The sequence below is a fragment of the Pseudomonas algeriensis genome (genome assembly GCF_048847255.1).
Classification (GTDB): Bacteria; Pseudomonadota; Gammaproteobacteria; order Pseudomonadales; family Pseudomonadaceae; genus Aquipseudomonas.
This window is the reverse complement of sequence record NZ_JBKKRK010000003.1, coordinates 124,485-146,885: the sequence shown is the minus strand read 5'-3', so window position 1 is coordinate 146,885 and position 22,401 is coordinate 124,485. Positions and strand designations below refer to the sequence as shown.

22 protein-coding genes and 1 pseudogene are annotated in these 22,401 nt (G+C 61.7%); 12 read left to right on the top strand and 11 right to left on the bottom strand.

Annotated elements, in window-relative coordinates:
• Positions 1–32 precede the first annotated feature (32 nt).
• Positions 33–968: a LysR family transcriptional regulator gene (locus ACLK1G_RS05935; protein WP_420764579.1), complete on the bottom strand. Its 936-nt coding sequence runs from the start codon at positions 966–968 to the stop codon at positions 33–35.
• Between the two features lie 111 nt (positions 969–1,079).
• Between ACLK1G_RS05935 and ACLK1G_RS05930 the strand changes: the two genes are divergently transcribed.
• Both ACLK1G_RS05930 and ACLK1G_RS05925 read left to right on the top strand, forming a co-directional pair.
• The gene (locus ACLK1G_RS05930; protein WP_420764578.1) at positions 1,080–1,577 is read left to right on the top strand and encodes a DMT family transporter; all 498 of its coding nucleotides are present in this window, start codon (positions 1,080–1,082) and stop codon (positions 1,575–1,577) included.
• Between the two features lies 1 nt (position 1,578).
• Entirely contained in the window at positions 1,579–2,031 is a 453-nt protein-coding gene (locus ACLK1G_RS05925; RefSeq protein ID WP_420764577.1) for a DMT family transporter, read from the top strand.
• A 5-nt stretch (positions 2,032–2,036) separates the two neighbouring features.
• Here ACLK1G_RS05925 and ACLK1G_RS05920 read toward each other — a convergent pair whose 3' ends face one another.
• Positions 2,037–2,315 (bottom strand): hypothetical protein, encoded by a 279-nt coding sequence (locus ACLK1G_RS05920; protein ID WP_420764576.1) that lies wholly within the window; start codon positions 2,313–2,315, stop codon positions 2,037–2,039.
• 152 nt (positions 2,316–2,467) lie between these two features.
• Between ACLK1G_RS05920 and selD the strand changes: the two genes are divergently transcribed.
• Together selD and mnmH are read left to right on the top strand one after the other, a co-directional pair.
• Positions 2,468–3,502, top strand: a complete 1,035-nt coding sequence (gene selD, locus ACLK1G_RS05915) for a selenide, water dikinase SelD (RefSeq protein ID WP_420764575.1) — start codon at positions 2,468–2,470, stop codon at positions 3,500–3,502.
• Positions 3,502–4,605 carry a tRNA 2-selenouridine(34) synthase MnmH gene (mnmH, locus tag ACLK1G_RS05910; protein ID WP_420764574.1) on the top strand — a complete coding sequence of 368 codons (1,104 nt, stop codon included), beginning with the start codon at positions 3,502–3,504 and terminating at the stop codon, positions 4,603–4,605. Before selD ends, mnmH begins: the two co-directional genes overlap by 1 nt.
• Positions 4,606–4,698: 93 nt before the next feature.
• Here the strand turns inward: mnmH and ACLK1G_RS05905 are convergent, their stop codons facing one another.
• Entirely contained in the window at positions 4,699–5,373 is a 675-nt protein-coding gene (locus ACLK1G_RS05905; RefSeq protein ID WP_420764834.1) for a histidine phosphatase family protein, read from the bottom strand.
• A gap of 295 nt (positions 5,374–5,668) precedes the next feature.
• Between ACLK1G_RS05905 and ACLK1G_RS05900 the strand changes: the two genes are divergently transcribed.
• The 3 genes from ACLK1G_RS05900 (at position 5,669) to ACLK1G_RS05890 (ending at position 8,722) form a co-directional block, all read left to right on the top strand.
• Positions 5,669–6,367, top strand: a complete 699-nt coding sequence (locus ACLK1G_RS05900) for a glutathione S-transferase family protein (protein WP_420764573.1) — start codon at positions 5,669–5,671, stop codon at positions 6,365–6,367.
• Between the two features lie 132 nt (positions 6,368–6,499).
• Positions 6,500–7,474, top strand: coding sequence for a porphobilinogen synthase (hemB, locus tag ACLK1G_RS05895; protein ID WP_420764572.1), 975 nt, complete (start codon positions 6,500–6,502; stop codon positions 7,472–7,474).
• A 153-nt stretch (positions 7,475–7,627) separates the two neighbouring features.
• Positions 7,628–8,722 (top strand): DUF1615 domain-containing protein, encoded by a 1,095-nt coding sequence (locus ACLK1G_RS05890; RefSeq protein WP_420764571.1) that lies wholly within the window; start codon positions 7,628–7,630, stop codon positions 8,720–8,722.
• A gap of 158 nt (positions 8,723–8,880) precedes the next feature.
• On the opposite strand, the pseudogene ACLK1G_RS05885 reads toward ACLK1G_RS05890, so the two are convergent.
• Positions 8,881–9,231 (bottom strand): annotated as a pseudogene (locus ACLK1G_RS05885) (phage infection protein); the annotation flags it as partial.
• Positions 9,232–9,424: 193 nt separating this feature from the next.
• Here ACLK1G_RS05885 and ACLK1G_RS05880 point away from each other — a divergent pair.
• Positions 9,425–10,054, top strand: coding sequence for a glutathione S-transferase family protein (locus ACLK1G_RS05880; RefSeq protein WP_420764570.1), 630 nt, complete (start codon positions 9,425–9,427; stop codon positions 10,052–10,054).
• A gap of 1 nt (position 10,055) precedes the next feature.
• Here the strand turns inward: ACLK1G_RS05880 and ACLK1G_RS05875 are convergent, their stop codons facing one another.
• The 5 genes from ACLK1G_RS05875 to ACLK1G_RS05855 all read right to left on the bottom strand — a co-directional run bounded on the left by ACLK1G_RS05875 (position 10,056) and on the right by ACLK1G_RS05855 (position 14,008).
• A complete protein-coding gene (locus ACLK1G_RS05875) occupies positions 10,056–10,592 on the bottom strand; it encodes a PqiC family protein (RefSeq protein ID WP_420764569.1) in 537 nt (178 codons plus the stop codon).
• A 17-nt stretch (positions 10,593–10,609) separates the two neighbouring features.
• Positions 10,610–12,265 carry a PqiB family protein gene (locus ACLK1G_RS05870; RefSeq protein WP_420764568.1) on the bottom strand — a complete coding sequence of 552 codons (1,656 nt, stop codon included), beginning with the start codon at positions 12,263–12,265 and terminating at the stop codon, positions 10,610–10,612.
• The gene (locus ACLK1G_RS05865) at positions 12,246–12,905 is read right to left on the bottom strand and encodes a paraquat-inducible protein A (protein WP_420764567.1); all 660 of its coding nucleotides are present in this window, start codon (positions 12,903–12,905) and stop codon (positions 12,246–12,248) included. Before ACLK1G_RS05865 ends, ACLK1G_RS05870 begins: the two co-directional genes overlap by 20 nt.
• Complete coding sequence (locus ACLK1G_RS05860; RefSeq protein ID WP_420764566.1) at positions 12,902–13,498, bottom strand: paraquat-inducible protein A; 597 nt, start codon at positions 13,496–13,498, stop codon at positions 12,902–12,904. Before ACLK1G_RS05860 ends, ACLK1G_RS05865 begins: the two co-directional genes overlap by 4 nt.
• Positions 13,499–13,567: 69 nt before the next feature.
• Positions 13,568–14,008, bottom strand: coding sequence for a CBS domain-containing protein (locus tag ACLK1G_RS05855; RefSeq protein WP_030138503.1), 441 nt, complete (start codon positions 14,006–14,008; stop codon positions 13,568–13,570).
• A gap of 322 nt (positions 14,009–14,330) precedes the next feature.
• Here ACLK1G_RS05855 and ACLK1G_RS05850 point away from each other — a divergent pair, with 322 nt between their 5' ends.
• Complete coding sequence (locus tag ACLK1G_RS05850) at positions 14,331–16,694, top strand: DNA polymerase II (protein ID WP_420764565.1); 2,364 nt, start codon at positions 14,331–14,333, stop codon at positions 16,692–16,694.
• Between the two features lie 132 nt (positions 16,695–16,826).
• On the opposite strand, the gene ACLK1G_RS05845 is transcribed toward ACLK1G_RS05850, so the two are convergent.
• Both ACLK1G_RS05845 and ACLK1G_RS05840 read right to left on the bottom strand, forming a co-directional pair.
• Positions 16,827–17,648 carry an aldo/keto reductase gene (locus tag ACLK1G_RS05845; protein WP_420764564.1) on the bottom strand — a complete coding sequence of 274 codons (822 nt, stop codon included), beginning with the start codon at positions 17,646–17,648 and terminating at the stop codon, positions 16,827–16,829.
• A 172-nt stretch (positions 17,649–17,820) separates the two neighbouring features.
• A complete protein-coding gene (locus ACLK1G_RS05840; RefSeq protein WP_420764563.1) occupies positions 17,821–18,969 on the bottom strand; it encodes an aldose epimerase family protein in 1,149 nt (382 codons plus the stop codon).
• Positions 18,970–19,266: 297 nt separating this feature from the next.
• On the opposite strand from ACLK1G_RS05840, the gene ACLK1G_RS05835 reads away from it, so the two are divergent.
• The 3 genes from ACLK1G_RS05835 to ACLK1G_RS05825 all read left to right on the top strand — a co-directional run bounded on the left by ACLK1G_RS05835 (position 19,267) and on the right by ACLK1G_RS05825 (position 22,333).
• Positions 19,267–20,016 (top strand): hypothetical protein, encoded by a 750-nt coding sequence (locus ACLK1G_RS05835; RefSeq protein ID WP_420764562.1) that lies wholly within the window; start codon positions 19,267–19,269, stop codon positions 20,014–20,016.
• A gap of 103 nt (positions 20,017–20,119) precedes the next feature.
• Positions 20,120–20,905, top strand: a complete 786-nt coding sequence (locus ACLK1G_RS05830) for a sulfite exporter TauE/SafE family protein (protein WP_420764561.1) — start codon at positions 20,120–20,122, stop codon at positions 20,903–20,905.
• Between the two features lie 69 nt (positions 20,906–20,974).
• A complete protein-coding gene (locus ACLK1G_RS05825) occupies positions 20,975–22,333 on the top strand; it encodes an erythromycin esterase family protein (RefSeq protein WP_420764560.1) in 1,359 nt (452 codons plus the stop codon).
• Positions 22,334–22,401 lie beyond the last annotated feature (68 nt).

Sequence of the window (22,401 nt, the reverse complement as noted above, 5' to 3'; positions counted from 1 at the left end):
ATGGGCCTGGCCTTGACTCCAGCGCCCGACCGTCAAGGACGATCCCAGTAGGGCACCTCGCCGAAACATTCAAGGAAAAAGTCGATCACCGTACGCACCTTCACCGACAGGCGTCGGCTGCCGGGCCAGAGGATAGCGATTTGCTGGGGTTCGAGGCTGTTGGACGCTTCGTAGTCGCTCAGCACCGGCACCAGCGTTCCGCTGCGCACGGCTTCGCCGATGAGCCACGACGGGAACATCACCAGGCCCAGCCCTTGCACGGCGGCCTGGGTCAGGGTGTCGGCGTGGTTGCCGGTGATCGGGCCCCTGACACTGTATGGCGTCCAGGTTTGACCGGGACGTCGGAAGAACCAGCGCTGCTGGCCCGCCACGCCTTTATAGGCCAGGCATTCATGGGCAGCCAGGTCCTGGGGCTTGCGTGGCGTGCCATGACGGGCGAGGTAGTCGGGGCTTGCGGCAATCTGGAAGCGGTGCGGCGCGACGATCCGCGCCTGCATGCTGGAATCGTGCAGCGGCCCGATGCGAAAGAGCAGGTCGGCACCTTGCTGCAGCGGGTCCACATAATTGTCGGTCTGCTGGATGTCCAACTGCAGCTTGGGGTAGCGCTCGCACAACTGGCCCAGCCACGGCGTCAGGTGTCGCTGGCCGAACACCACGGGAGCGTTGATCCGTATCAGCCCGGCCGGCTCGCTGTACTGCTCCTGCAAGGCTTGTTCGGCTTCCTCCAGTTGCACCAGCAACAACCGTGCGTGGTGACCGAGCAGGCGGCCGGCTTCGGTGGGCGAAACGGCGCGCGTATGGCGATAGAGCAGTTGCTGGTTCAGCGCTTGCTCCATCAATTGGATCTGGCGGGAAATCGAAGAGGGCGCCAGCCCCTCACGCCGCGCCACTTCCGAAAAGCTGCCGTGATCGAGCACCGCGACAAACAGTCGGAGTGCCTTGAAACCCAGTTCATCGAGACCTTGCATGGGAAATCCGTTGTGCGTACTGCGCAAAAGTGTTGTTGGAATGCTCACATTTATCGCATAGGAGCGCCAGTTGATAATGCCCGTCGTTTCTTTCCAAGACAGGTACATTCGATGCAACCGACATCACAAGACGCGGCCGCGCCGATAGCGGCTGCGGCGCCACCCCGGCCATTTTTGCGCTGGCTATTGTTGCCCCTGGTCATCCTGGCGGGCATGGGATTGTCGGTGGAGGCCGGTCTGCTGGGACCGTTGGGCATCCAGGTCGGCCATCTATGGGCGACGTTGAGCATCTTTGGCGTGGGCGCCGCGCTGCTGTTCCTGCTGCTGTTGCTCAGCGGCCCGCAGCGAGGCCCATCACTGGACACGTTGCCGCGCTGGCAATTGATCGGCGGCTTTCTGGGACCCATCTATGTGGTGGTCCTGACCCTCGCCACCCCTCACATCGGTATTGCGATGACCATGATCGCGATCCTCTCCGGCCAAGTGGGCAAAAGCGTGCTGATCGACCATTTCGGTTGGTTCGGCGCGAGTCGCAAGCGGGTCAATCGCGAGCGTTGGCTGGCGTTGGCGTTGATTGTGGTGGCCCTTGTTCTGATAGCCCGAGGTTGATATGAGCATCATTGTGTTATTGCTGGTGGTCGTTGCCGCCGGCGCGGTACTGAGCGTTCAGGCCGCGATCAACGGACGCCTGGGCGAGACGGTTGGCGTGCTGCGCAGCAGCCTGCTGACCTTTGTGGTGGGCACGGTGGTCACGGGGCTGTTGATCGTGTTTTTCGAGCCGGCGCACGCCATGAGCCTGTTGGAGGTGCCCAAGTGGCAGCTCAGCGGTGCGTTGTTTGGCGTGGTGTACATGATAGTGATGGTCGGCGCGGTGCCACGAGTCGGCACGGCCGTTGCCACCGTGGCGGTCATTGTCGGGCAACTGGGCATGGGCATGCTGATCGATAACTTCGGCTGGCTGGGCAATCCGGCTATCGAACTGTCCAGCAGCCGCTTGCTGGCCATGGCCTGCCTGGCTTTGGCGCTGGTGTTCATGTACCGCAGCAGTACGCCGCGTGCCTGAGCGCTTCAGTCCGGTTCGACGTCCAGCTGCAAGCTGTCGTCGGCCAGGCGCTCGGAACGCCGAACGATACCGCTGATGCGTCGGCCTTCGGCGCTGAACACCACGATCTGTGCCTTTGCCAGGTCTTCGGGAAGCGGCGGGCGTACATGCAGGGCAAACCACGGCGGCTCGCCGTCGTCCAGACGCTTGACGTCGAACTGGCAGTCGACGCTTTTGGTCTCGCGGCCGAACAGCGTGTCGAGACCGTAATCAAGATGAGTCGTCGCGGGTGGGGTTGGGTCCATCGGCTATCTCCTTGGAAGGCTCGGCTATTGTTCAAGTGAGTCCCGCGACGCCGGAAAAATTCCGTCGGATACGCGGCGATTGATCGCGACGGGCGGTGGGCGGCGGACGTTGCTGGTAGAATTGCCGACCTTGACTTACGAGAGGTATGCCCATGAGCGAGCCGATTCGCCTGACCCAGTACAGCCACGGTGCCGGTTGCGGCTGCAAGATTTCGCCCCAGGTGCTGGAAGTGATCCTGGCCGGCAGCGGTGCGCAGAACCTTGACCCCAAGCTTTGGGTTGGCAATGCCTCCCGGGACGATGCAGCGGTGTATGCCATCGACGAGGAGCGCGGGGTGGTCTCGACCACCGATTTCTTCATGCCGATCGTCGACGATCCTTTCGATTTCGGACGCATCGCCGCGACCAATGCCATCAGTGATATCTACGCCATGGGCGGCGATCCGCTGATGGCGATTGCAATCCTCGGCTGGCCCGTCAACGTACTGGCCCCGGAGATTGCCCGGGAGGTCATTCGTGGTGGCCGCTCGGTGTGCGACGAGGCGGGCATTCCCTTGGCGGGCGGCCATTCGATCGATGCGCCGGAGCCAATGTTTGGCCTCGCGGTGACGGGGCTCCTGCACAAGCGCCACATGAAGCGCAACGACACCGCCGTCGCGGGTTGCCGCTTGTACCTGACCAAACCCCTGGGCATCGGCATCCTCACGACCGCGGAAAAGAAAGGCAAGCTGCGCGCCGCCGACGTGGGCCTGGCCCGGGATTGGATGTGCACCCTCAACAAGCCCGGCAGCCGTTTCGGCAAGCTCGACGGCGTGGCCGCAATGACCGATGTCACCGGTTTCGGCTTGCTCGGACACTTGGTGGAGATGGCCGATGGCAGCCAGCTCACCGCACGCATCCGCTACGACGCCGTGCCGCGCTTGCCGGGCGTCGAGTACTACCTGGACCTGGGCTGCGTGCCGGGCGGCACACTGCGCAACTATGACAGCTACGCCAGCAGGGTCGGTCGGGTCCAGGAGTTGCACAAGCGCGTGCTGTGCGACCCGCAGACCAGCGGCGGCTTGCTGGTTGCCGTCACGCCCGAAGGCGAAAGCGAATTCCTGCAGGTTGCCGTCGAGCTGGGCCTTTCGCTGGAGCCGATCGGTGAATTGGTCGAGCGACAGAGCCACGCGGTCGAGGTGTTCTGATGCCCCGCGACATCACCGATTACCGCGATATCTTCCTCAACGACCGTCCGATGATGGACACCCGAGCGCCCGTCGAATTCCTCAAGGGCGCGTTTCCCGGCGTGGTCAACCTGCCCCTGATGACCGACATCGAACGGCAACGCGTTGGCACTTGCTATAAACAACAGGGCCAGCAAGCTGCCATCGTCCTCGGGCATCAATTGGTTAGCGGTGACACCAAGGCCCAGCGCATCCAGGCCTGGTCCGACTTCGCCCGTTCCCATCCCGACGGAGTGCTTTATTGCTTTCGTGGTGGCTTGCGCTCGCAGATTGTCCAGCAGTGGCTCAAGGAAGAAGCCGGCATCGACTACCCCCGTGTCGGCGGTGGCTACAAGGCCATGCGTACCTTTCTGCTCGAAGCCGTCGATCAAGCGGCTGCCCAGTGCGACCTGGTCTTGTTGGGCGGCATGACCGGCACGGGCAAGACCGAAGTGCTGACGCAACTGCCCAACGCACTGGACCTGGAAGGCTACGCGAATCATCGCGGTTCCAGCTTTGGCAAGCGCGCCACCGGGCAGCCGTCCAACATCGATTTCGAAAACCTGCTGGCGGTGGATGTGCTGAAGAAGCGCGCCGCCGGGCTCGAGCAATTCGTGCTGGAAGACGAAAGTCGCATGGTGGGCAGCTGCGCCGTGCCGCTGCCGTTGTACCAGCGTATGCAGCAGGTGCCGATGGTCTGGCTAGAAGACAGCCTGGAGCGACGGGTCGAGCGAATCCTGGGCGATTATGTGATCAACCTCTGTGCCGAATTCATCGACGTGCATGGCGACGAAGGCTTCTCGCTGTTTTCCGAACGGCTGCTGTCAAGCCTCGATAACATCCATAGGCGGCTGGGGGGCGACCGTCATCGCCGGTTGATGGACATCATGGAGGCGGCCCTGGCCGAGCAGGCCAGTACGGGAGCCGTCGATTTGCATCGCGGCTGGATCGAAGGCTTGCTGCGCGAATATTACGACCCGATGTACGTATTCCAGCGAGAAAAGAAGGGCGGGCGCATCGAGTTCGCCGGGGAGCAGGCGGCGGTATTGCAATACCTGCGTGAGCGCGCGGCTCGGGGCGGGTAGGACGCCATCTGGCATTCAACACACCGTGCCCCTGGGGGAGCGAGCAGGCTCGCTCCCCCATTGGGTGTCCAGTCAATAGAAGTGGCCTGCTGTTTATGTCGGGCACGTCTCCTGCCCGTTATCCAACCCTTGCTTGTAGCTTTGGCTGTTGAGGCTGGCCTTGCCGTTGTGCCAGGTCAGGGTCAGTACATACAGCGAATCGAAATCGCTCGACGCCCAATCATCGGTAATCTCTTGCCGCTTGCCCACCGCTTCACCGGCGACTTTATTGATCAGCTCCGGCAGGTAGCCATGGGACCAGGCGGTGTAGATAGTGGAGTTGTGGTATTTGTCGTCCAGCAGTTCGTTGGCCAGGTCGCTGGTGTCGTTGGCTGAGTATTCGATATTGACCGGCAAGCCCAGCTTGATGGCACTGGGGCTGATGGTCATCAATGGGCGGATATAACTGTAGGAATTGTCCAACTCACCTTCTTCGACGTTTCGGGTAGGGTTGGCGGCGAATACATAGTCAGCTTTGCCGAATTTTTCCGGCAGCAGGGTAGCCAGATCGATGGCGCGGTTGAGACCCTGGCAGTTGAGCTGGCCGAGGCCTCCGGCGGGTTTCTCGGCGTGGCGCAAGAACACCAGGGTCTGGACACCGTCGGCTGGCTGCGCGCGGCTGACGCTGGATTCCAGCGACAGCGCCAATCCACAGGCCACAACCAGCGTCGGCAGCAGCAGCCACGAACGGCGTTTGAGGTAACGGGTGAATCTCTGTGGGTTCATCATGGAATAGACGTCTTCGATGCTCTCGATCAGGCTGACAAACCCCGGCACCGCGAAGCCCCTGGGCCCGGGTGTTTTCCTTGTCGTTACGCCGCTTCGATTCCTCGGGGCATCTCTCTGAGTACCTGCTCGCCCTTTGGTTCGATCCTGGCCGATGCGCTGTTTTTAACGGCATGCGGTCAGGAGATGAAGCGAATGTTAGCGACAGGATGTTGCGGATTTAAGAACGGGCGACGGCCCAAAGCTGGATCGGCTGATTTATGCTTCAGCTTTCTGGCTGACTCTTGGAATCCATTTCATGCCCAACCTGACCCCCTTTCCCATCACCGAAAAATGGCCCGCCCAGTACCCGGAGTGGATCCAGCTCTACTCCCTGCCAACCCCCAATGGGGTGAAGGTCTCGATCATGCTCGAAGAAATCGGCCTGCCGTACGAGCCCCACAAAGTCGATTTCGGCAGTAGCGATCAGTTGTCGCCCGAGTTCCTGTCGCTGAACCCCAACAACAAGATCCCGGCGATTCTCGATCCCCACGGCCCTGGCGACCAGCCGCTGGCGTTGTTCGAGTCGGGGGCGATTCTGATTTACCTGGCGGACAAGAGCGGCCAATTGCTTGCCCAGGAATCGGCGGCGCGCTACGAGACGATCCAGTGGCTGATGTTCCAGATGGGCGGGATCGGGCCGATGTTCGGGCAACTGGGGTTCTTCAACAAGTTCGCCGGCAAGGACTACGAGGACAAGCGACCGCGCGACCGTTACGTCGAGGAGAGCAGGCGCCTGCTCAAGGTACTCGATGGCCGTTTGCAAGGGCGGGACTGGATCATGGGCGAGCGCTACACCATTGCCGACATCGCGACGTTTCCGTGGGTGCGCAACCTGCTCGGTTTCTACGAGGCGGGTGACCTGGTGGGCATCCAGAACTTCCCCAACGTGACCCGGGTGTTGGAGCGTTTCCTGGCGCGGCCGGCGGTGACTCGCGGGTTGAAGATCCCGGAATGACCCGCATCCACGGCTCGCTGACGGAGTGATTATTGCCCGCTCGGTAACACTCTGTTTTCCGAGCGCCGTTTGTGCCCTGGCTGGCCAGGGCATAAGCTTTGCCTCGTGATTCAAACCTGACCCCGGAGTCCCATGTCCAGCCAGTTCCCCGCAGCACGTCCACGCCGTCTGCGCCGCAACGCGAGCTTGCGCAGCCTGTTCCAGGAAACCGAGTTCACATTGAACGATCTGGTGCTGCCAATCTTCGTCGAGGAAGAAATCGACGATTTTGTGCCGATCAAGAGCATGCCGGGTGTGACACGTATTCCCGAGTCGAAACTGGCCGGCGAGATCGAGCGCTATGCCCGCGCAGGTATCAAGTCGGTGATGACCTTCGGTGTGTCTCATCACCTGGACAACGATGGCAGCGACACATGGAGTGAGCGTGGCCTGGTGTCGCGCATGGCCGGGATCTGCAAGGACGCCGTGCCGGAAATGGTGGTGATGTCCGACACTTGTTTCTGTGAATACACCGATCATGGCCATTGCGGTGTGCTGCATGGCGATGAAGTGGATAACGACCGCACCTTGGTCAACCTGGGCAAGCAAGCCGTGGCGGCGGCGCGCGCCGGTGCCGATGTCATTGCGCCGTCGGCGGCCATGGACGGGCAAGTCCAGGCTATTCGCAAGGCTTTGGACAACGCGGGGTTCAGCCAGACCGCCATCATGGCCTACTCCACCAAGTTCGCCTCGGCGCTCTACGGGCCGTTTCGCGAGGCTGGCGGCAGTGCCTTGAAGGGCGACCGCAAGAGTTACCAGATGAACCCGATGAACCGTCGCGAAGCCTTGCGCGAGTCGTTGCTGGACGAGCAGGAGGGCGCCGATGCGTTGATGGTCAAGCCGGCAGGGGCCTATCTCGATATCATCCGCGACATTCGCCAGGCGTCGAACTTGCCCTTGTCGGCTTACCAGGTCAGCGGTGAATACGCGATGATCAAGTTTGCCGCCCAGGCCGGTGCCATCGACGAGGCCCGCGTGGTACGTGAAAGCCTGGGCGCGATCAAGCGGGCCGGGGCAGACCTGATCTTCACCTACTTCGCCCTGGACCTGGCCTTGAGCGGAATCTAACCCAGCACCGTACTAGCAAGCTCCCTCGCCACGGGTTTGCAGGTGGCCTTGAGTGAACGGCGTTGCCTTGTAGGAGCAAGCTTGCTCTCTATTGGATTTCTACCGGCTTTTGGTCGTATGGTTGCTCCCGAACAATGGATCTGATGGAGCACCATGCATTTCACTCGATTGACGATCAGCCTCGCCGCTTCACTGGCCCTGGCCGGTTGCGGCACTCGCCAGGCTCAGGAGCCTGAACGCCAGCCTGCCGAAGTCAAGGCGCAGATCGTTCGTTTGTTGCCGGCCAAGACCGCTGATCGGGCAGGCTGGGCAACGGATATCTACGTAGCCTTTTCGGCGCAGCAGATCCCGCCCACGACGCAGAACATCTGTTCGGTGCTGGCGGTGACCGAACAGGAATCCACGTTCCAGGCCGATCCGGCCGTGCCCGGGCTGGGCAAGATCGCCCGACAGGAGATCGACCGTCGCGCGGCCAAGGTGCACATTCCGGGGTTCCTGGTCAGCGGCGCGCTCCAGGTGCGTTCGCCGAACGGTAAAAGCTACAGCGACCGTCTGGACGCGGCGCGAAGCGAGAAAGAACTCAGCGCGATTTTCGATGACTTCATCAGCATGGTGCCGTTGGGCAAGACGTTGTTCGACGGCTTCAATCCCGTGCACACGGGTGGCCCGATGCAGGTCAGCATCGCATTTGCCCAGGCCAATGCCCGGGATTATCCGTACACGGTGGATGGCTCGATTCGGCGGGAAGTGTTCAGTCGTCGTGGCGGCATGTATTTCGGCATCGCCCATTTGTTGGGCTATCCGGTGAGCTACACCGAGCCGCTGTACCGGTTCGCCGATTTCAATGCCGGGTGGTATGCCAGTCGCAACGCGGCGTTTCAACATGCGGTGAGTCGCGCTTCGGGTATTTCTTTGGCCCTGGACGGCGACTTGATCTTGCATGGCTCGATCATGCCGGGCAGCACGGAATTGGCGGTGCGCACCTTGGGCAAGTCCCTGGGGATGCGCAACCCGACCATCCGCGATCAGTTGGAGCTGGGCGACAGCCTCGCCTTCGAAGACAGCAAACTCTACAAGCGCGTGTTCGAACTGGCTGAGAAGGCCGAGGGCAAGCCGCTGCCTCGGGCACTGTTGCCGGGCATTGTGCTCAAGAGTCCCAAAATCACACGCAAACTGACCACCGCATGGTTTGCCAAGCGCGTGGACGAACGTTATCAGCGCTGCATGGCTCGGGCTTCGGGGCGCTAAAACTTCTGGCCATGAAAAAGCCCGGCGGTTGAGGCCGGGCTTTCAGGGGGATGACTTGCAAGCGGGTTGGACCGTCATGGCAAGGGGCTGTCCTCGCCATGACTCGTATTGAACGTCGTTTGGAACCGGGTCAGGCATTGCGTGAAAACCACTCATGCACGGTTCTGAGCCAGACGATCGGAGCCACCTTCGGCGACGCGGCGTTCCAGCAAGCGGTCGGAACCACCTTCGGCGACGCGGCGTTCCAGCAAGCGGTCGGAACCACCTTCGGCGACGCGGCGTTCCAGCAAGCGGTCGGAACCACCTTCGGCGACGCGGCGTTCCAGCAGACGATCGGAGCCACCTTCGGCGACGCGGCGTTCCAGCAGGCGGTCGGAACCACCTTCGGCGACGCGGCTTTCGATCAGGCGGTCGGAGCCACCTTCGGCAACGACGGGTTGGGAAGTGGCGGCGAATGCGTTGGCGGCCAGTACCGAGAAAGCGAAGCTGAGGATGATTTGGCGTTTCATGATGGTGTGCTCCGGGGTGTGTTGTTTGTGTGGGGCCATTGTTGCGCCGGGCAGGGAGCATGAGAACTTCATTGACGTGATGGTGAACATCGACGGCGGTGATAGCTCGTTGCAGGTGTGTCAGTCAGATTGATGGAACACTCGCGGACCAGGAAGCTCTACCGGCATAATCCCTTTTGCAGGAGGCAGGTGCATGTACCAGTTATTCGGTCACAGCCAGTCCGGCTCGGCAGCTGTCGAGGTCGCCTTGAACCTATGCGGGGTGCCTTATCGACGCGTCGATACCTATTCGACCGAGGACAACGAGGCCGCGAAAGAACTCGAGGCGTTGAATCCTCAGAAGCAGGTCCCGACCCTGCAACTGCCGGACGGCTCGGTGTTGACCGAGGCGGCGGCGATCCTGATTCACTTGGGGTTGTCTTTCCGAGAATCAAAACTGTTGCCGGAGGATCCGGCCCAGCGCGCGCAGGTCATACGTGGCCTGGTCTATATCGCCGCCAACTGCTACACACCCATTGGCATTATCGATTTCCCCCAGCGCTGGCTGCCTGATGCGGACGAAGTCACCCAGGAACGTCTGGTGTCGGGCACGAAACAGCGCCTGTATCGCAACTGGGCGCTGTTTGCCGACCAGTTTGCAGCGTCACCCTTTCTCGGCGGCGCCGAGCCCGGCGCGCTGGATATCCTGGCGGCGGTGATCACGAAATGGGTCGAAACCCGGGAAGCGATGCTCAATGCCCGCCCTGAGTTCCATGCCTTGCTGGCGCGTATCGACCACCACCCGCGAGTCGCTCCAGTGCTTTCACTGCATTGGCCCGATTGAATCAGGGGCAGGCGTTGCGCGATGCCGCTTGCCCCACGAGGTCGACCAACTGCCGGACGTTGTTTTGATGCCCCTTCACCAAGTCGTCGATATTGCCCGTGGCCGGCGTTTGCAGGCTGCTGCGACAGGTGAGGGCGTGGGCGTCGCTGCCCAGCGTGCGCAGTCGCCATTGCACGTCCATGCGCGCATACCGACCGGGAATCGAGTCGAAGCGCTGCACGTCGACCCGCAGCAACCGCTTTGGCGCACCGGGGTTGCTCAATTGCTCGTCAAGGCTGCTGCGTAGTTCGTCCGCCAGGCTTGAGCCCCACCATTCGGTTTCGAGGATGGCCAACCCGCTGTCGCCCTGGCGAATCACCATCTGGGTGCGATCCACTTGCGGTGGAACGCTGAGTTGCTCGATCTGGATATCCACGCCCGCATGCACCTGGCCCGCCGGTTGGACCGGGCTCAGGGTGTGATAGTGGATAGGGTCGCTGCGGCAGGCGCCGAGGAGCAGCGCCAGGGCAATCAACGAAGATTTCAGCGTCAGCGGCATCGAGCGTGCTCCTGTCATCATTCTTTCACCGGAAAAGTCAGGTTTTGCGCCGGGGCGTCCTTCGGACGGCCGCGAAGCAGCGATTCAGGATGTCGGCTCAGGTAGTCCGACAGCTCGCGCAGCGAACGGGACATGCGGCCCAGGTCATCCAGGGTCTGGGTCAGCTGTTCACGCTGTGGCGAGTCTTCCGCCAACGTAGAATTTGCCGATTGCAGGGTCTTGCTCACGTCCTGCAAGGTGCTTTGCACGCCCGGCAGGGTCTTGTTGTTGAATTGCGAGAGTCCTTTGCGCAGCTCCACCAGATTGCCGTCCAGATTGCTGGCGATGCTCTCCAGCGGCAGCTTGTTGATGCGCTCCACCACCGTTTGCAGCTGTTCCTGCAATTGCTGCAGGCTGCCCGGGATCGTCGGGATCCGCAGGGGGCGGGCGGCGAGGTCGAAGGCGACCTTTTCCGCTTTGGGGTAGAAATCCAGGGAGATATACAACTGCCCGGTCAGCAGGTTGCCGCTGCGAGCCTGGGCGCGCAGGCCCCGTTCGACGAAACTGCCCACCAGCCGGGCAGCGGCGGCTTCGTCTTCCGGATTGTGATTGAGGGATTTGAGCAGTTTTTCATGCGCCTTGCCCAGCAGTTGGGGGTAGATCACGATGCCGACATTGACGGGAAATGTGCGCTGCTTTTCGTCGAAATCCAGGTTCATGGCCACCACCCGGCCAATCTCAATCCCGAGGAATTCCACCGGCGCCCCCACGCGCAACCCGCGCAAGGCCTGGTCGAACCGCAAGGCCAGGTATTGCGCCTTGCCACTGGGCGGGGCAAGGGCGCTTTGCTGATCGGCGAACAGCTCGAAATTCTTGTCTTCGGGTGCGGGCGTGTCGTTGGGGCTGTACTCCGGGGCCCTGAAGGCGATGCCGCCGACCAGCAGGGCGGAGAGGGATTCGGTCTTGACCGCGAAACCGTTGGCGCCGACGTTCACATCGACACCGCTGACGTTCCAGAAGCGGGTGTTCTCGGTGACGTAGGCATCGTTTGGCGCATTGACGAACACTTCGATATTGACCCCCTTGCCTTCGGCGTCCAGGGCATAGGACACCACTTGGCCCACCGGGATCTTGCGCAAGTACACCGGCGAGCCGATGTCCAGCGAACCGAGGTCCTGGGAGTGCAGGGTAAAGCGCTTTCCCGGCTCTCCGTAAGTGATGGGGGGCGGGGCCTCCAGGCCGGTGAAGGACTTGGCGCGCACGGTGGAGTGGCCGGCGTCGGCACCGATGAAATCCCCGGACAGCAAGGTATCGATCCCGGAGATACCGCCGGCGCCGATACGCGGCCGGACCACCCAGAACACCGAGTCTTCATGGGTGAACGTGTCCGCGGTCTTGGCGAGCTTGACGGTGGCGGTCACATTCTTCTGGTCGGCGCTCAGTTGCACGTCGGTGACCTGGCCGATGACCACGTTGCGGTATTTGACCGGAGTCTTGTTCGCGGTGAGGCCCTCGCCCGTCTTGAAGGTGATGGTGATGGTCGGGCCTTCCTGCAGCCAGTTATGGACCACCAGGGACACCCCCACCAGCACGGCGATGATGGGTACGATCCATACCAGCGACACCGTCCAGCGACGGCTGGTGACATGGGCCCGGCCCGGTGCGGGCTGTCCATCAGTGGCTTGCGACTTCATCCATGACCTCCTCGGATGGTTGGGTATCCCAGATCAGCCGTGGATCGAAACTCATGGCCGACAGCATGGTAAACAGCACCACGAGACCGAAGAACAGTATTCCCGGTCGCGGTTCGATGTCGCTCAGGGCCTGGAATTTCACCAGCGCCGCCACCAACGCTACGACCAGCACATCGAGCATCGACCAGTAGCCGATGACCTCCACCAGCCGGTACAGCTTCGCTCGCTGGACCTGGGCCCAGGTGCTGCGCCGCTGCACGGTCACCAGCAGCAGCGTCAGCACGACGAACTTGATGCCCGGTACGGCGATGCTGGCGATGAAGATGATCAAGGCGATGTCCCAGGCGCCACTGTTCCAGAACTCGAGAACGCCGCTGATGATCGTGCTGTCCGCGCCATCGCCGAGCATTTGGGTGTTCATGACCGGCAGCAGGTTCGCCGGGATATAGAACACCAGCGCCGCCAGCATGTAGGCCCAGGTGCGGGTCAGGGTATCGGGTTTGCGCCGGTGCAGGGCGGCATCGCAGCGCGGACACGTCTCGGGCTCGTCGCTCATGTCGCACGCCAGGCCGCAGCTGTGGCACAGGCACAGGTCCAAGTCGCCGGCCCGGGGCGGGTTGCCTGGCAATGGCCCGTTCACAGGGTGTCCCAAAGGTCGCGGACATCACGGCCGGCAATACGGATCATTAAGAGGCTCAAGGCCGCCAGGGCGAACAGGCCGATGCCGGGCAGTACATCCAGCAGGCCGGCAAGCTTGATCACCGCGACCAACGCACCCAGCAGGCACACCTCCAGCATGCTCCACGGCCGCAGGGTTTCCAGGCTGCGCATGCACAGGCTGAAAGCCGGTGCCCGCCGTTCGGAATAGGCGTAGCCCAGCACCCAGAGCAGGAGCGCCAATTGGAAGGCCGGGGCGATGATGATCGCGACGGCGGCGACCAGGGCGATGAAGGTAATGGGGCCCTGGCTCAGCGCAACGACGGAGTCCCACAGCGTCGCGCTGTTGCTCAAGCCCTGGAGGCGGATGCTCATCACCGGATAAACGTTGGCGAAGACCCACACCACCGCCGCGGTGATGGTCAAGGCCAAGCGCTGTTCGATGGTCAAGCCGTTGTAGCGCTGGATCACGGCGTGACATTGCACGCACGCAGCTTTTTGATGCGGGGCGAGCTCAACCGGCTCGTACACCGCATCGCAATGTTCACAGATGATCAGTCGTTCGGTAACGGCCATGGGGATGCTCGGCGGGGCAACTTCTTCAATATAGAAGTGAGTCGCAAATGAGCAACCCGCCCGAGCCGATCATTCGCCGCGAATGTATTGCTCCAGTTGTCGGATCAGGTCTGCTTGTTCGGCAATGGCCTCTTTCACCAGGTCGCCGATGGACAACAGGCCGACGAGCTTGCCGTCCTCCACGACGGGCAAATGCCGCAAGTGCTTTTCAGTCATGATGCTCAGGCACGTCTCGACGTTCTGATGGGGATCGATGGTGATCACGGGCGAAACCATGATGTCGCTGACTTTCGTGCCCACCGATGAGCGCCCGTGCAAGACCATTTTGCGCGCATAGTCACGCTCACTGATGATGCCCAGCACCTCGTCGTTCTTCACCACCAGCAAGGCACCGACGTTTTTCTCGGCCATGCGCATCAGGGCCTGCAAAACCATGTCGTCCGGTGAAATGGTGTGCACTTGCTGGTTCTTCTCGTCTTTTATCCGGAGCAACTGCGCGACGGTTTTCATGGGGAGGCCTCGGGTGTCGTTTTTTTGCGGGTGGTAAAAGAATCGTAGACCCAACGGCGAAGGGCAAGCGATAAAGCGGCAGTCAGTCGTCCAAAAGCGTCATGGCGGGTGAATTCACTCCTATCTAAAGTCATCCGCCGTTGTGGCGAGGGGATTTAGCGAAGCGTCGCGCCGCCCCGCTGGGCTGCGCAGCAGTCCCAAAAATGTCGACACGACATTCATCTGATGCAAGTTGCTTGAGGGGCTGCTGCGCACCCCAGCGGGGATAAATCCCCTCGCCACAGGTAGAATCAGCGCACATGCAAGTTTTGAGGTTTCAGCGGTGGATCTACAGCAGGGCTTCGTCCTGACCCGGCATTGGCGCGATACCCCGGCGGGCACCGAAGTCGAGTTCTGGCTGGCGACCGATGCCGGTCCCCGGCGCGTGCGCCTGCCGGTGCAGCCTTCGGTGGCGTTCGTGCCGCAAGTGCAGCGCGGCCAGGCCGAAGCGCTGTTGCAAGGGGAGAAGGACATCGAGCTGCGTCCCCTGGACCTGCTGGATTTCGAGCATCGCCCGGTGCTGGGCCTGTATTGTCGACAGCATGGACAACTGGTGCGCCTGGACACCACGCTGCGGCGCGCCGGCGTGGACGTGTTCGAAGCTGATATCCGGCCACCGGAGCGCTACCTGATGGAGCGCTTCATCACCGCCCCGGTGTGGTTCGGTGGCACGCCATCGGCCGACGGCGTGCTGCTTGACGCCCAGATGAAACCGGCTCCCGAGTACCGCCCACCGCTGCGGCTGGTGTCCCTGGACATCGAAACCACCGCCCAGGGCGATTTATACTCCATCGCCCTGGAAGGCTGCGGCGAGCGACAGGTCTATATGCTCGGTCCACCGAACGGCGATGATCGCGACGTTGATTTCCAACTCGAATATTGCGAATCCCGAACGCTGCTGCTCAAGAAGCTCAATGAGTGGTTTGCCCGCTTCGACCCCGACGCGATCATCGGCTGGAACCTGGTGCAGTTCGATTTGCGCGTGTTGCATGAGCATGCTCGTCGGTTGGCCGTGCCGCTGCGCCTGGGGCGTGGCGGCGAGGAAATGCAGTGGCGCGAGCATGGCGCGCGCAACAATCATTTCTTCGCCTCGGCGGCGGGCCGGTTGATCATCGACGGGATCGAGTCCTTGCGTTCGGCGACCTGGAGTTTCCCGTCGTTCAGCCTGGAGAACGTCGCGCAGACCCTGCTGGGCGAAGGCAAGTCCATCGACAACCCGTACCAGCGCATGGACGAGATAAACCGCATGTTCGCCGAGGACAAGCCGGCCCTGGCCCGCTACAACCTCAAGGACTGCGAGCTGGTGACGCGGATTTTCGCCAAGACCGATCTGCTCGAGTTCCTGCTGGAGCGCGCCAGCGTCACCGGCCTGCCGGCCGATCGCAGCGGTGGTTCGGTGGCGGCGTTCACGCACCTTTACATGCCGCTGATGCACCGCCAAGGCTTCGTTGCGCCGAACCTCGGCCAGCGTCCTCCCGAGGCCAGCCCTGGCGGGTTCGTCATGGATTCCCAGCCGGGGCTCTACGAATCGGTGCTGGTGCTCGACTACAAGAGCCTGTACCCGTCGATCATCCGCACCTTTCTGATAGACCCGGTGGGCCTGATCGAGGGGCTGCGCCATCCGGGCGAGCACGAGTCTGTCCCAGGCTTTCGCGGGGCGCGGTTCTCCCGTACCCGACACTGCCTGCCGTCCATCGTGGCGCGGGTCGCTGAAGGCAGGGAGACCGCCAAGCGCGAACATAACGCGCCCTTGTCCCAGGCGCTGAAAATCATCATGAACGCGTTTTATGGAGTGCTCGGCTCCAGTGGCTGTCGCTTCTTCGACCCGCGCCTGGCGTCGTCCATCACCCTGCGCGGTCATCAGATCATGCAACGCACCCGGCAGTTGATCGAAGCAAGGGGGCATGTGGTGATCTATGGGGATACCGATTCAACCTTCGTCTGGCTGCGCCGGCCCCATGGCCAGGAAGAAGCCGCGGCGATTGGCCGGGAACTGGTGGCTTACGTCAACGGGTGGTGGCGCGAGCACGTGCGTGACGAGTTCGGCCTGGAGAGCGCGCTGGAGCTGCAATTCGAAACCCATTTCAAGCGTTTCCTCATGCCGACCATCCGCGGCGCGGAGGAGGGCAGCAAGAAGCGCTACGCCGGCTTGGTGACCCGCGCCGACGGCAGCGATGAAATCATCTACAAGGGCCTGGAAACCGTGCGCACCGATTGGTCGCCCCTGGCCCGGCAGTTCCAGCAGGAGCTGTACGGACGGATCTTCCATCGCCAGCCGTATCAGGATTATGTGCGCGACTACGTGCGCCAGACGCTGGCCGGTACATTCGATGAGCGCTTGGTCTACCGCAAGCGCCTGCGCCGCCCCCTGGATGATTACGAACGCAACGTGCCGCCCCACGTACGGGCCGCGCGGCTCGCCGACGAGTTCAACGAACGCCAGGGTCGGCCTCGGCAGTATCAGAACGGCGGTTGGATCAGCTACGTTATCACCGTGGCCGGCCCCGAGCCGCTGGAAACCCGCAGCGCGCCGATAGATTACGACCATTACGTGACTAAGCAACTACAGCCGGTGGCGGATGCAATCCTGCCGTTTGTGGACGATGATTTTTCGACTTTGGTCGGGGGGCAGATGGGGTTGTTCTGATGCCGCTGAGTGATGGGTTGGAGGGGGAGGCTCTTGCTCCCGCTCGGTTGCGCAGCAGCCGCCTAAAGCGAGGGCCGCTTCGCACCCCAGCGGGAGCAAGCTCCCTCGCCACAGAACCTTCGATTCCCCAAGCTAAACCATCGCCAACCGCTGCTTGCCCTGGGGCTTGGGAAACACCAGGTCCAGCGCCGCCAGATCCTGGCGCTCAAGTTGCAGATTCGCCGCTTCGGCATTCAGGCGCACATGTTCAGGCTGCACGGCCTTGGGAATGGCGATCACATTGTCCTGGCGCAACAGCCAGGCCAGGGCAATCTGCGCCGGTGTCGCGCGGTGGCGTTCGGCGATTTGTTGCATGGTGTGATCCCTGAGCAGCTGCCCACCCTGGCCGACCGGGCAGTAGGCCATGATCGACATGCGCCGTTGCTGGCTCCAGGGCAGCAGGTCGTATTCGATGCCGCGCTCCTGCAGGTTGTACAGCACCTGGTTGGTGGCGCAGTCGGGCGCGTTCAGTTCTTCCATGTCGCCGACGTCGAAATTCGACACGCCCCAGCGCCCGATCTTGCCGTCTTCGCGAAGTCGTTCAAACGCTTCGACGGTTTCTTCCAGCGGGTATTGGCCACGCCAGTGCAGCAGATAAAGGTCGATGTAATCGGTGTCGAGCCGCCGCAGGCTGCGCTCGCAGGCCAGCGGAATGCCTTTGCGGCTGGCGTTGTGGGGGTAGACCTTGCTCACCAGGAACACTTGGTCACGCAGCCCGGTGATCGCTTCGCCAACGACTTTTTCGGCGCCGCCCTCGGCATACATTTCGGCGGTGTCGATCAGGGTCATGCCCATTTCAATGCCCAGGCGCAGGGCAGCCACTTCTTTTTTGTGATGGGACGGTTCTTCACCCAGGCGCCAAGTGCCCTGGCCGATTACCGGCACGGACACGCCGGCCAACTCCAGAGTTCTCATTCGCATCTCCTGTCGTGCGGGTCGATTAAGCTGTGGCAGCAGAATAGACCAGGCGTTCAGGTTTGATTCGCGCCGCAATGCAGCGGGATGCTCTAGGGCCGAAATGCATGACGCAGAGCGCCACGGGAGGCGTCCCCACGCGCAACGTGGGAACGCTCGGTTGGCAGGAGGGTTATTCCGCCGAGAACTTCAGCACCATGGCCTGGGTGTAGGTCTGGCCCGGATCCAGCCGCGTGGTCGGGAAGTCCGGCTGGTTCGGCGAGTCGGGGAAGTGCTGGGTCTCCAGGGTAAACGCGCCCCAGTGCGGATAGACCTTGCCTTGCTTGCCCTTGACCGTGCCATCGAGGAAGTTGCTGGTGTAGAACTGCACACCGGGTTCGCTGGTAAAGAGCTGCAGCCGTCGCCCGGACTTCGGATCCTGGACGTCGGCGGCGAGTTTGTTTACGTCACCCTTGGCGTCGAGCACCCAGTTGAAGTCAAACCCACCCTGTTTTGGCTCGGCGAACTTCAACTGCGGATGATCGGCTTTGATATGGGTGCCGATGGCGGTTGGCTTGGTAAAGTCCATCGGCGTGCCGGCCACTGGCGCCAGCTCGCCGGTGGGAATCAGCTTGGCGGTCACCGGTGTGTAGCGGGACGCGTGCAAGGTCGCGACTTGCTTGAGGATGTCGCCATTGCCTGCACCCGCCAGGTTGAAATAACTGTGGTTGGTCAGGTTCAGTACGGTCGGTTTGTCAGTGGTGGCCTTGTAGTCGATGCGCAGTTCGTTCTTGTCGTTGAGGCTGTAGGTGACGTCAGTCTTCAGATTGCCGGGAAACCCCATCTCGCCGTCTTTCGACAGGTAGGTCAGGGTCACGCCGACCGAGTCCTTGTCGTTGCTCGGCTCGGCTTTCCAGACACGCTTGTCGAACCCTTGCGGCCCGCCGTGCAGCGAATTGTCCTTGTCGTTCTGCGGCACCTGGTAGCGCTTGCCATCCAACTCGAACGCGCCGCCAGCCAGGCGATTGCCGAAGCGGCCGATGGTCGCGCCGAAATATACATTGCCATTCTTCTGGTAGCCCTGGACATCGTCGAAGCCGAGCACGATGTCGTCGGTCATGCCGTTTTTGTCCGGCACGATCAGCAACTGGAGAATCCCGCCATAGGTGATGACGGTAGCCTCCATGCCGTTGCTGTTGCGCAACACATATTTTTCAACCGCCGTGCCGTCGTCGGTCTTACCGAAAGCAACGCGTTCGTTGGTCAGGCCGGCGGCCTGTGAAGAGGTGGCAATCATCAGAGAAACTCCGAGGGCCGAGAGCAGGTGTCTGGATTCAAGCATGAGTGTGACCTTCCTTCCTGTTGTTTTTTTGTTGTTTTAACGCGGGTCGAGTCCGTTAATTGGTCGGACAGCGATGAAGGTTTTTCTGTTCAGTAGTCTTTCTATTTGCGGGTGGAGATGGGATTTATAGCTATAAATTGAGATTTATCAATTAAAAAGTAAGACTAATTGATCGAGGCGAATCGTGACCAGACGTCAACTCTCGGGTAAGGCACTGCACTTTTAGGGTTTTTTCCGCTCTATCCATGGCCAGGAAGCGGCGAGCCCCACCGCTTCCCCATGTCCAGACGAGATTCGATGGCCGGTGTTTTACTTTCCGTGATGGTGTCGCCACGTCGCAGCAACCTGCTGTTGGTGGGCCTGTTGCTGTTGCTCAGCGGCGGCTGCACCCACCAGCAAGGCCAGGACATGGTTACGCAGTTCAGCAACGCCAAGCCCCAGGAATTCTTGCAGACCAGCGTGGACCGGATGGCCACGCTCTCGATGCACGACAACTTGCAGAGCCTTTACCTGCTGATGCACAAACTTTACCTGCGCAACCCGGAAGAATTGCGCAAGTCGGGCTTCCTCGACGTCCGCGTCGCCGTGAAGCAAGTGCGCCAAGCCATCGAGCAACAGCAGCCCTTGCCGACCTTGGGCAATAAAAAGGACCTGGCGGCCCTGAGCTATGCCATGAGCCCCGAGTTCCTTGGTGATAGGGTCGGTGCGTTCATCTACGCCATTGGCAGCATGCTGGTCACGGCCCACGGCAATCGCCTGGAGTTCTACATGACCGACACCATCGATCCGCGCTTCGTCAGCAACGCTGCGCGCAACATCGAAAAGGCAACCTGGTTGCTGGGCCAGCGGCAGAACAAGGACGGCTCGCCGATGCTGTTTTCCAACGAAATCTCGGAGGAGGGCAGCAACCTGAGCTTTGCCGTCGAGTTCGGGAAAATCGTTGCACGCCTGGACCTGCTGACGCAGATGCTCGACGAGCGCTACCGGCGGATAGGGCTCAACTATGCACAGAGCCTGCTGTTCCTGAATTTCCTGCCCGTCCAGTGATCAAAAATGGAATAAAGATAGATCACATCGATATAGGGGGTTATAAGAAAAATCGCTATGCTCGCGGCCAGATTTTTCACGCGGTCGCGCTGAGACGGGTTTGATGGATTTCGGTAATTTCGGTTTAGTCGTAGCGGGCCTGGTGGTCGGTTTCATCGTCGGGATGACCGGCGTGGGTGGCGGATCGCTGATGACCCCCATTCTGCTGTGGTTCGGCATCAACCCCGCGACGGCGGTGGGTACGGACCTGCTGTACGCGGCCATTACCAAATCCGGCGGCGTGCTGGTTCACGCCAAGAACCGCAATATCGACTGGTCCATCACCGGTTGGCTGACCTTGGGCAGCGTGCCGGCGGTCGGGCTGACCCTGTGGTTCCTCAGCAGCCTGAACAGCTCGCCAGACGCGATGAACGCAGTCATCAAGCAAGCACTGGGTTTTGTGTTGTTCGCCACTGCCCTGGCGATCCTGTTCAAGAAACGCCTGCTGCAATTCGCCCACGATCGCGCCGGCGGCCACTACAACCCCAGCGGCTCACGGCTCAACGTACTCACTGTGGTTACCGGCTTGGTGCTGGGCACGATGGTCGCGTTGACCTCCATCGGCGCCGGCGCCCTGGGCACTGTCGCGCTGTTCATCCTCTATCCGCTCCTGGTCACCAGGCGCCTGGTGGGGACCGAGATCGCCCACGCCGTGCCGCTGACCCTGGTGGCCGGCCTGGGCCACGCAAGCATGGGCAACATGGACTGGCACATCCTCGGCTTCTTGCTGATCGGTTCACTGCCGGGCATTTACCTGGGCAGCCATTTGTCGGGACGTATTTCCGATGAACTCCTGCGCCCTTGCCTGGCGGTGATGTTGGCGATGATCGGCTTCAAACTGGCGTTCTGATTTGCTCGGAGTCATGGGCCGATAGGCATAGTCATACCTGTAAACCAGGTACTGATGAGGCCACGATCCATGAACAGCCCAGCCAGAGATCTGCTGCAACGCCTGCGCCGTCGTCGCGTCGAACCTCGCTCCGACATCGCCGACATTCTGCGTCATCACGCCGAACCGCTGCCCGCCGAGGACAGCCCGGCGTTTGGCGAGATGTTCGATCGCTTTGCCGACGCGAAGGTCTTGCTGATCGGCGAAGCCAGCCACGGCACCCATGACTTCTACCGCACCCGCGCGGCCATCACCCGGCACATGATCGAGCATCACGGCTTCGGGATCGTCGCCGTCGAAGCCGACTGGCCCGACGCCGGGCAAATCGACCGCTGCGTGCGTGACCTCGGACCCTCGGCCTGGAAACAGCAGGCTTTCGCCCGGTTTCCAAGCTGGATGTGGCGCAACACCGACGTACAGTCCTTCGTCCGCTGGTTGCGCGATTACAACCTGGAGCAGTCGGGCGATCGGCGCGTGGAGTTTCGCGGGCTCGACGTCTACAGCCTGCGGCACTCGATCGACGAAGTGCTCAACTACCTCGATAAGGCACACCCCCACCTGGCCCGCGGCGCCCGGCATCGTTATGGTTGCCTGACGCCTTGGCACGACGACCCGGCGCTTTACGGTCATTTCACCGAACGCGGCAACCTGGCGACCTGCGAGGACGCGGTGGTCGAGCAGCTCAACACGCTGCTCGCCGAGCGCCTCGATCCCCTGATCGAGGATGACGAGAGTTTCTTCAGCGCCATCCAGAACGCCCGGGTCGTGCGCGCCGCCGAACAGTACTACCGGGCCATGTATCGCGGCGGAAAATCGTCCTGGAACCTGCGGGACCGGCACATGTTCGACACCCTGCAGAGCCTGATGGAACATCGTGGCCCCGATGCGAAAGCGGTGGTCTGGGCGCACAACTCCCACATCGGCAATGCCGCCGCGACCCGCATGGGTTGGGAAGGTGAATTCAATATCGGCCAGTTATGCCGCATGGCTTACGGCCGCGACGCGGTGCTGTTGGGCATGGGCACTGATCATGGCAGTGTGGCGGCGGCCGATGACTGGGACTCACCGATGAAAATCAAGCAGGTGCTGCCCGCATTGGCCGGCAGTTGGGAGCGGGAATTCCTGAATGCGGGTGTTCGCGCATCGCTCACGGACTGGCGGACTAATCCTGACGAGGCACTGCTGGACGCATTGTCCGAGCCCCTGCTCGAACGCGCTATCGGCGTGATCTACCGCCCTGAAACCGAACGCCAGAGCCATTACTTCGAAGCCGTATTGGCCGAGCAGTTCGATGCCTGGCTCTGGTTCGAGCAGACCGAAGCGGTCACGCCATTGCCAACACCTCACACGCTTGAGCACGAGGAAGACACCTTCCCGTTCGGCCTTTGAGCGCTTCGTGACGCGGTTGCGCTATGGGGCCGGTGGCCTAAGCTTCAAGGCAGGCAGCTGCGGTAACG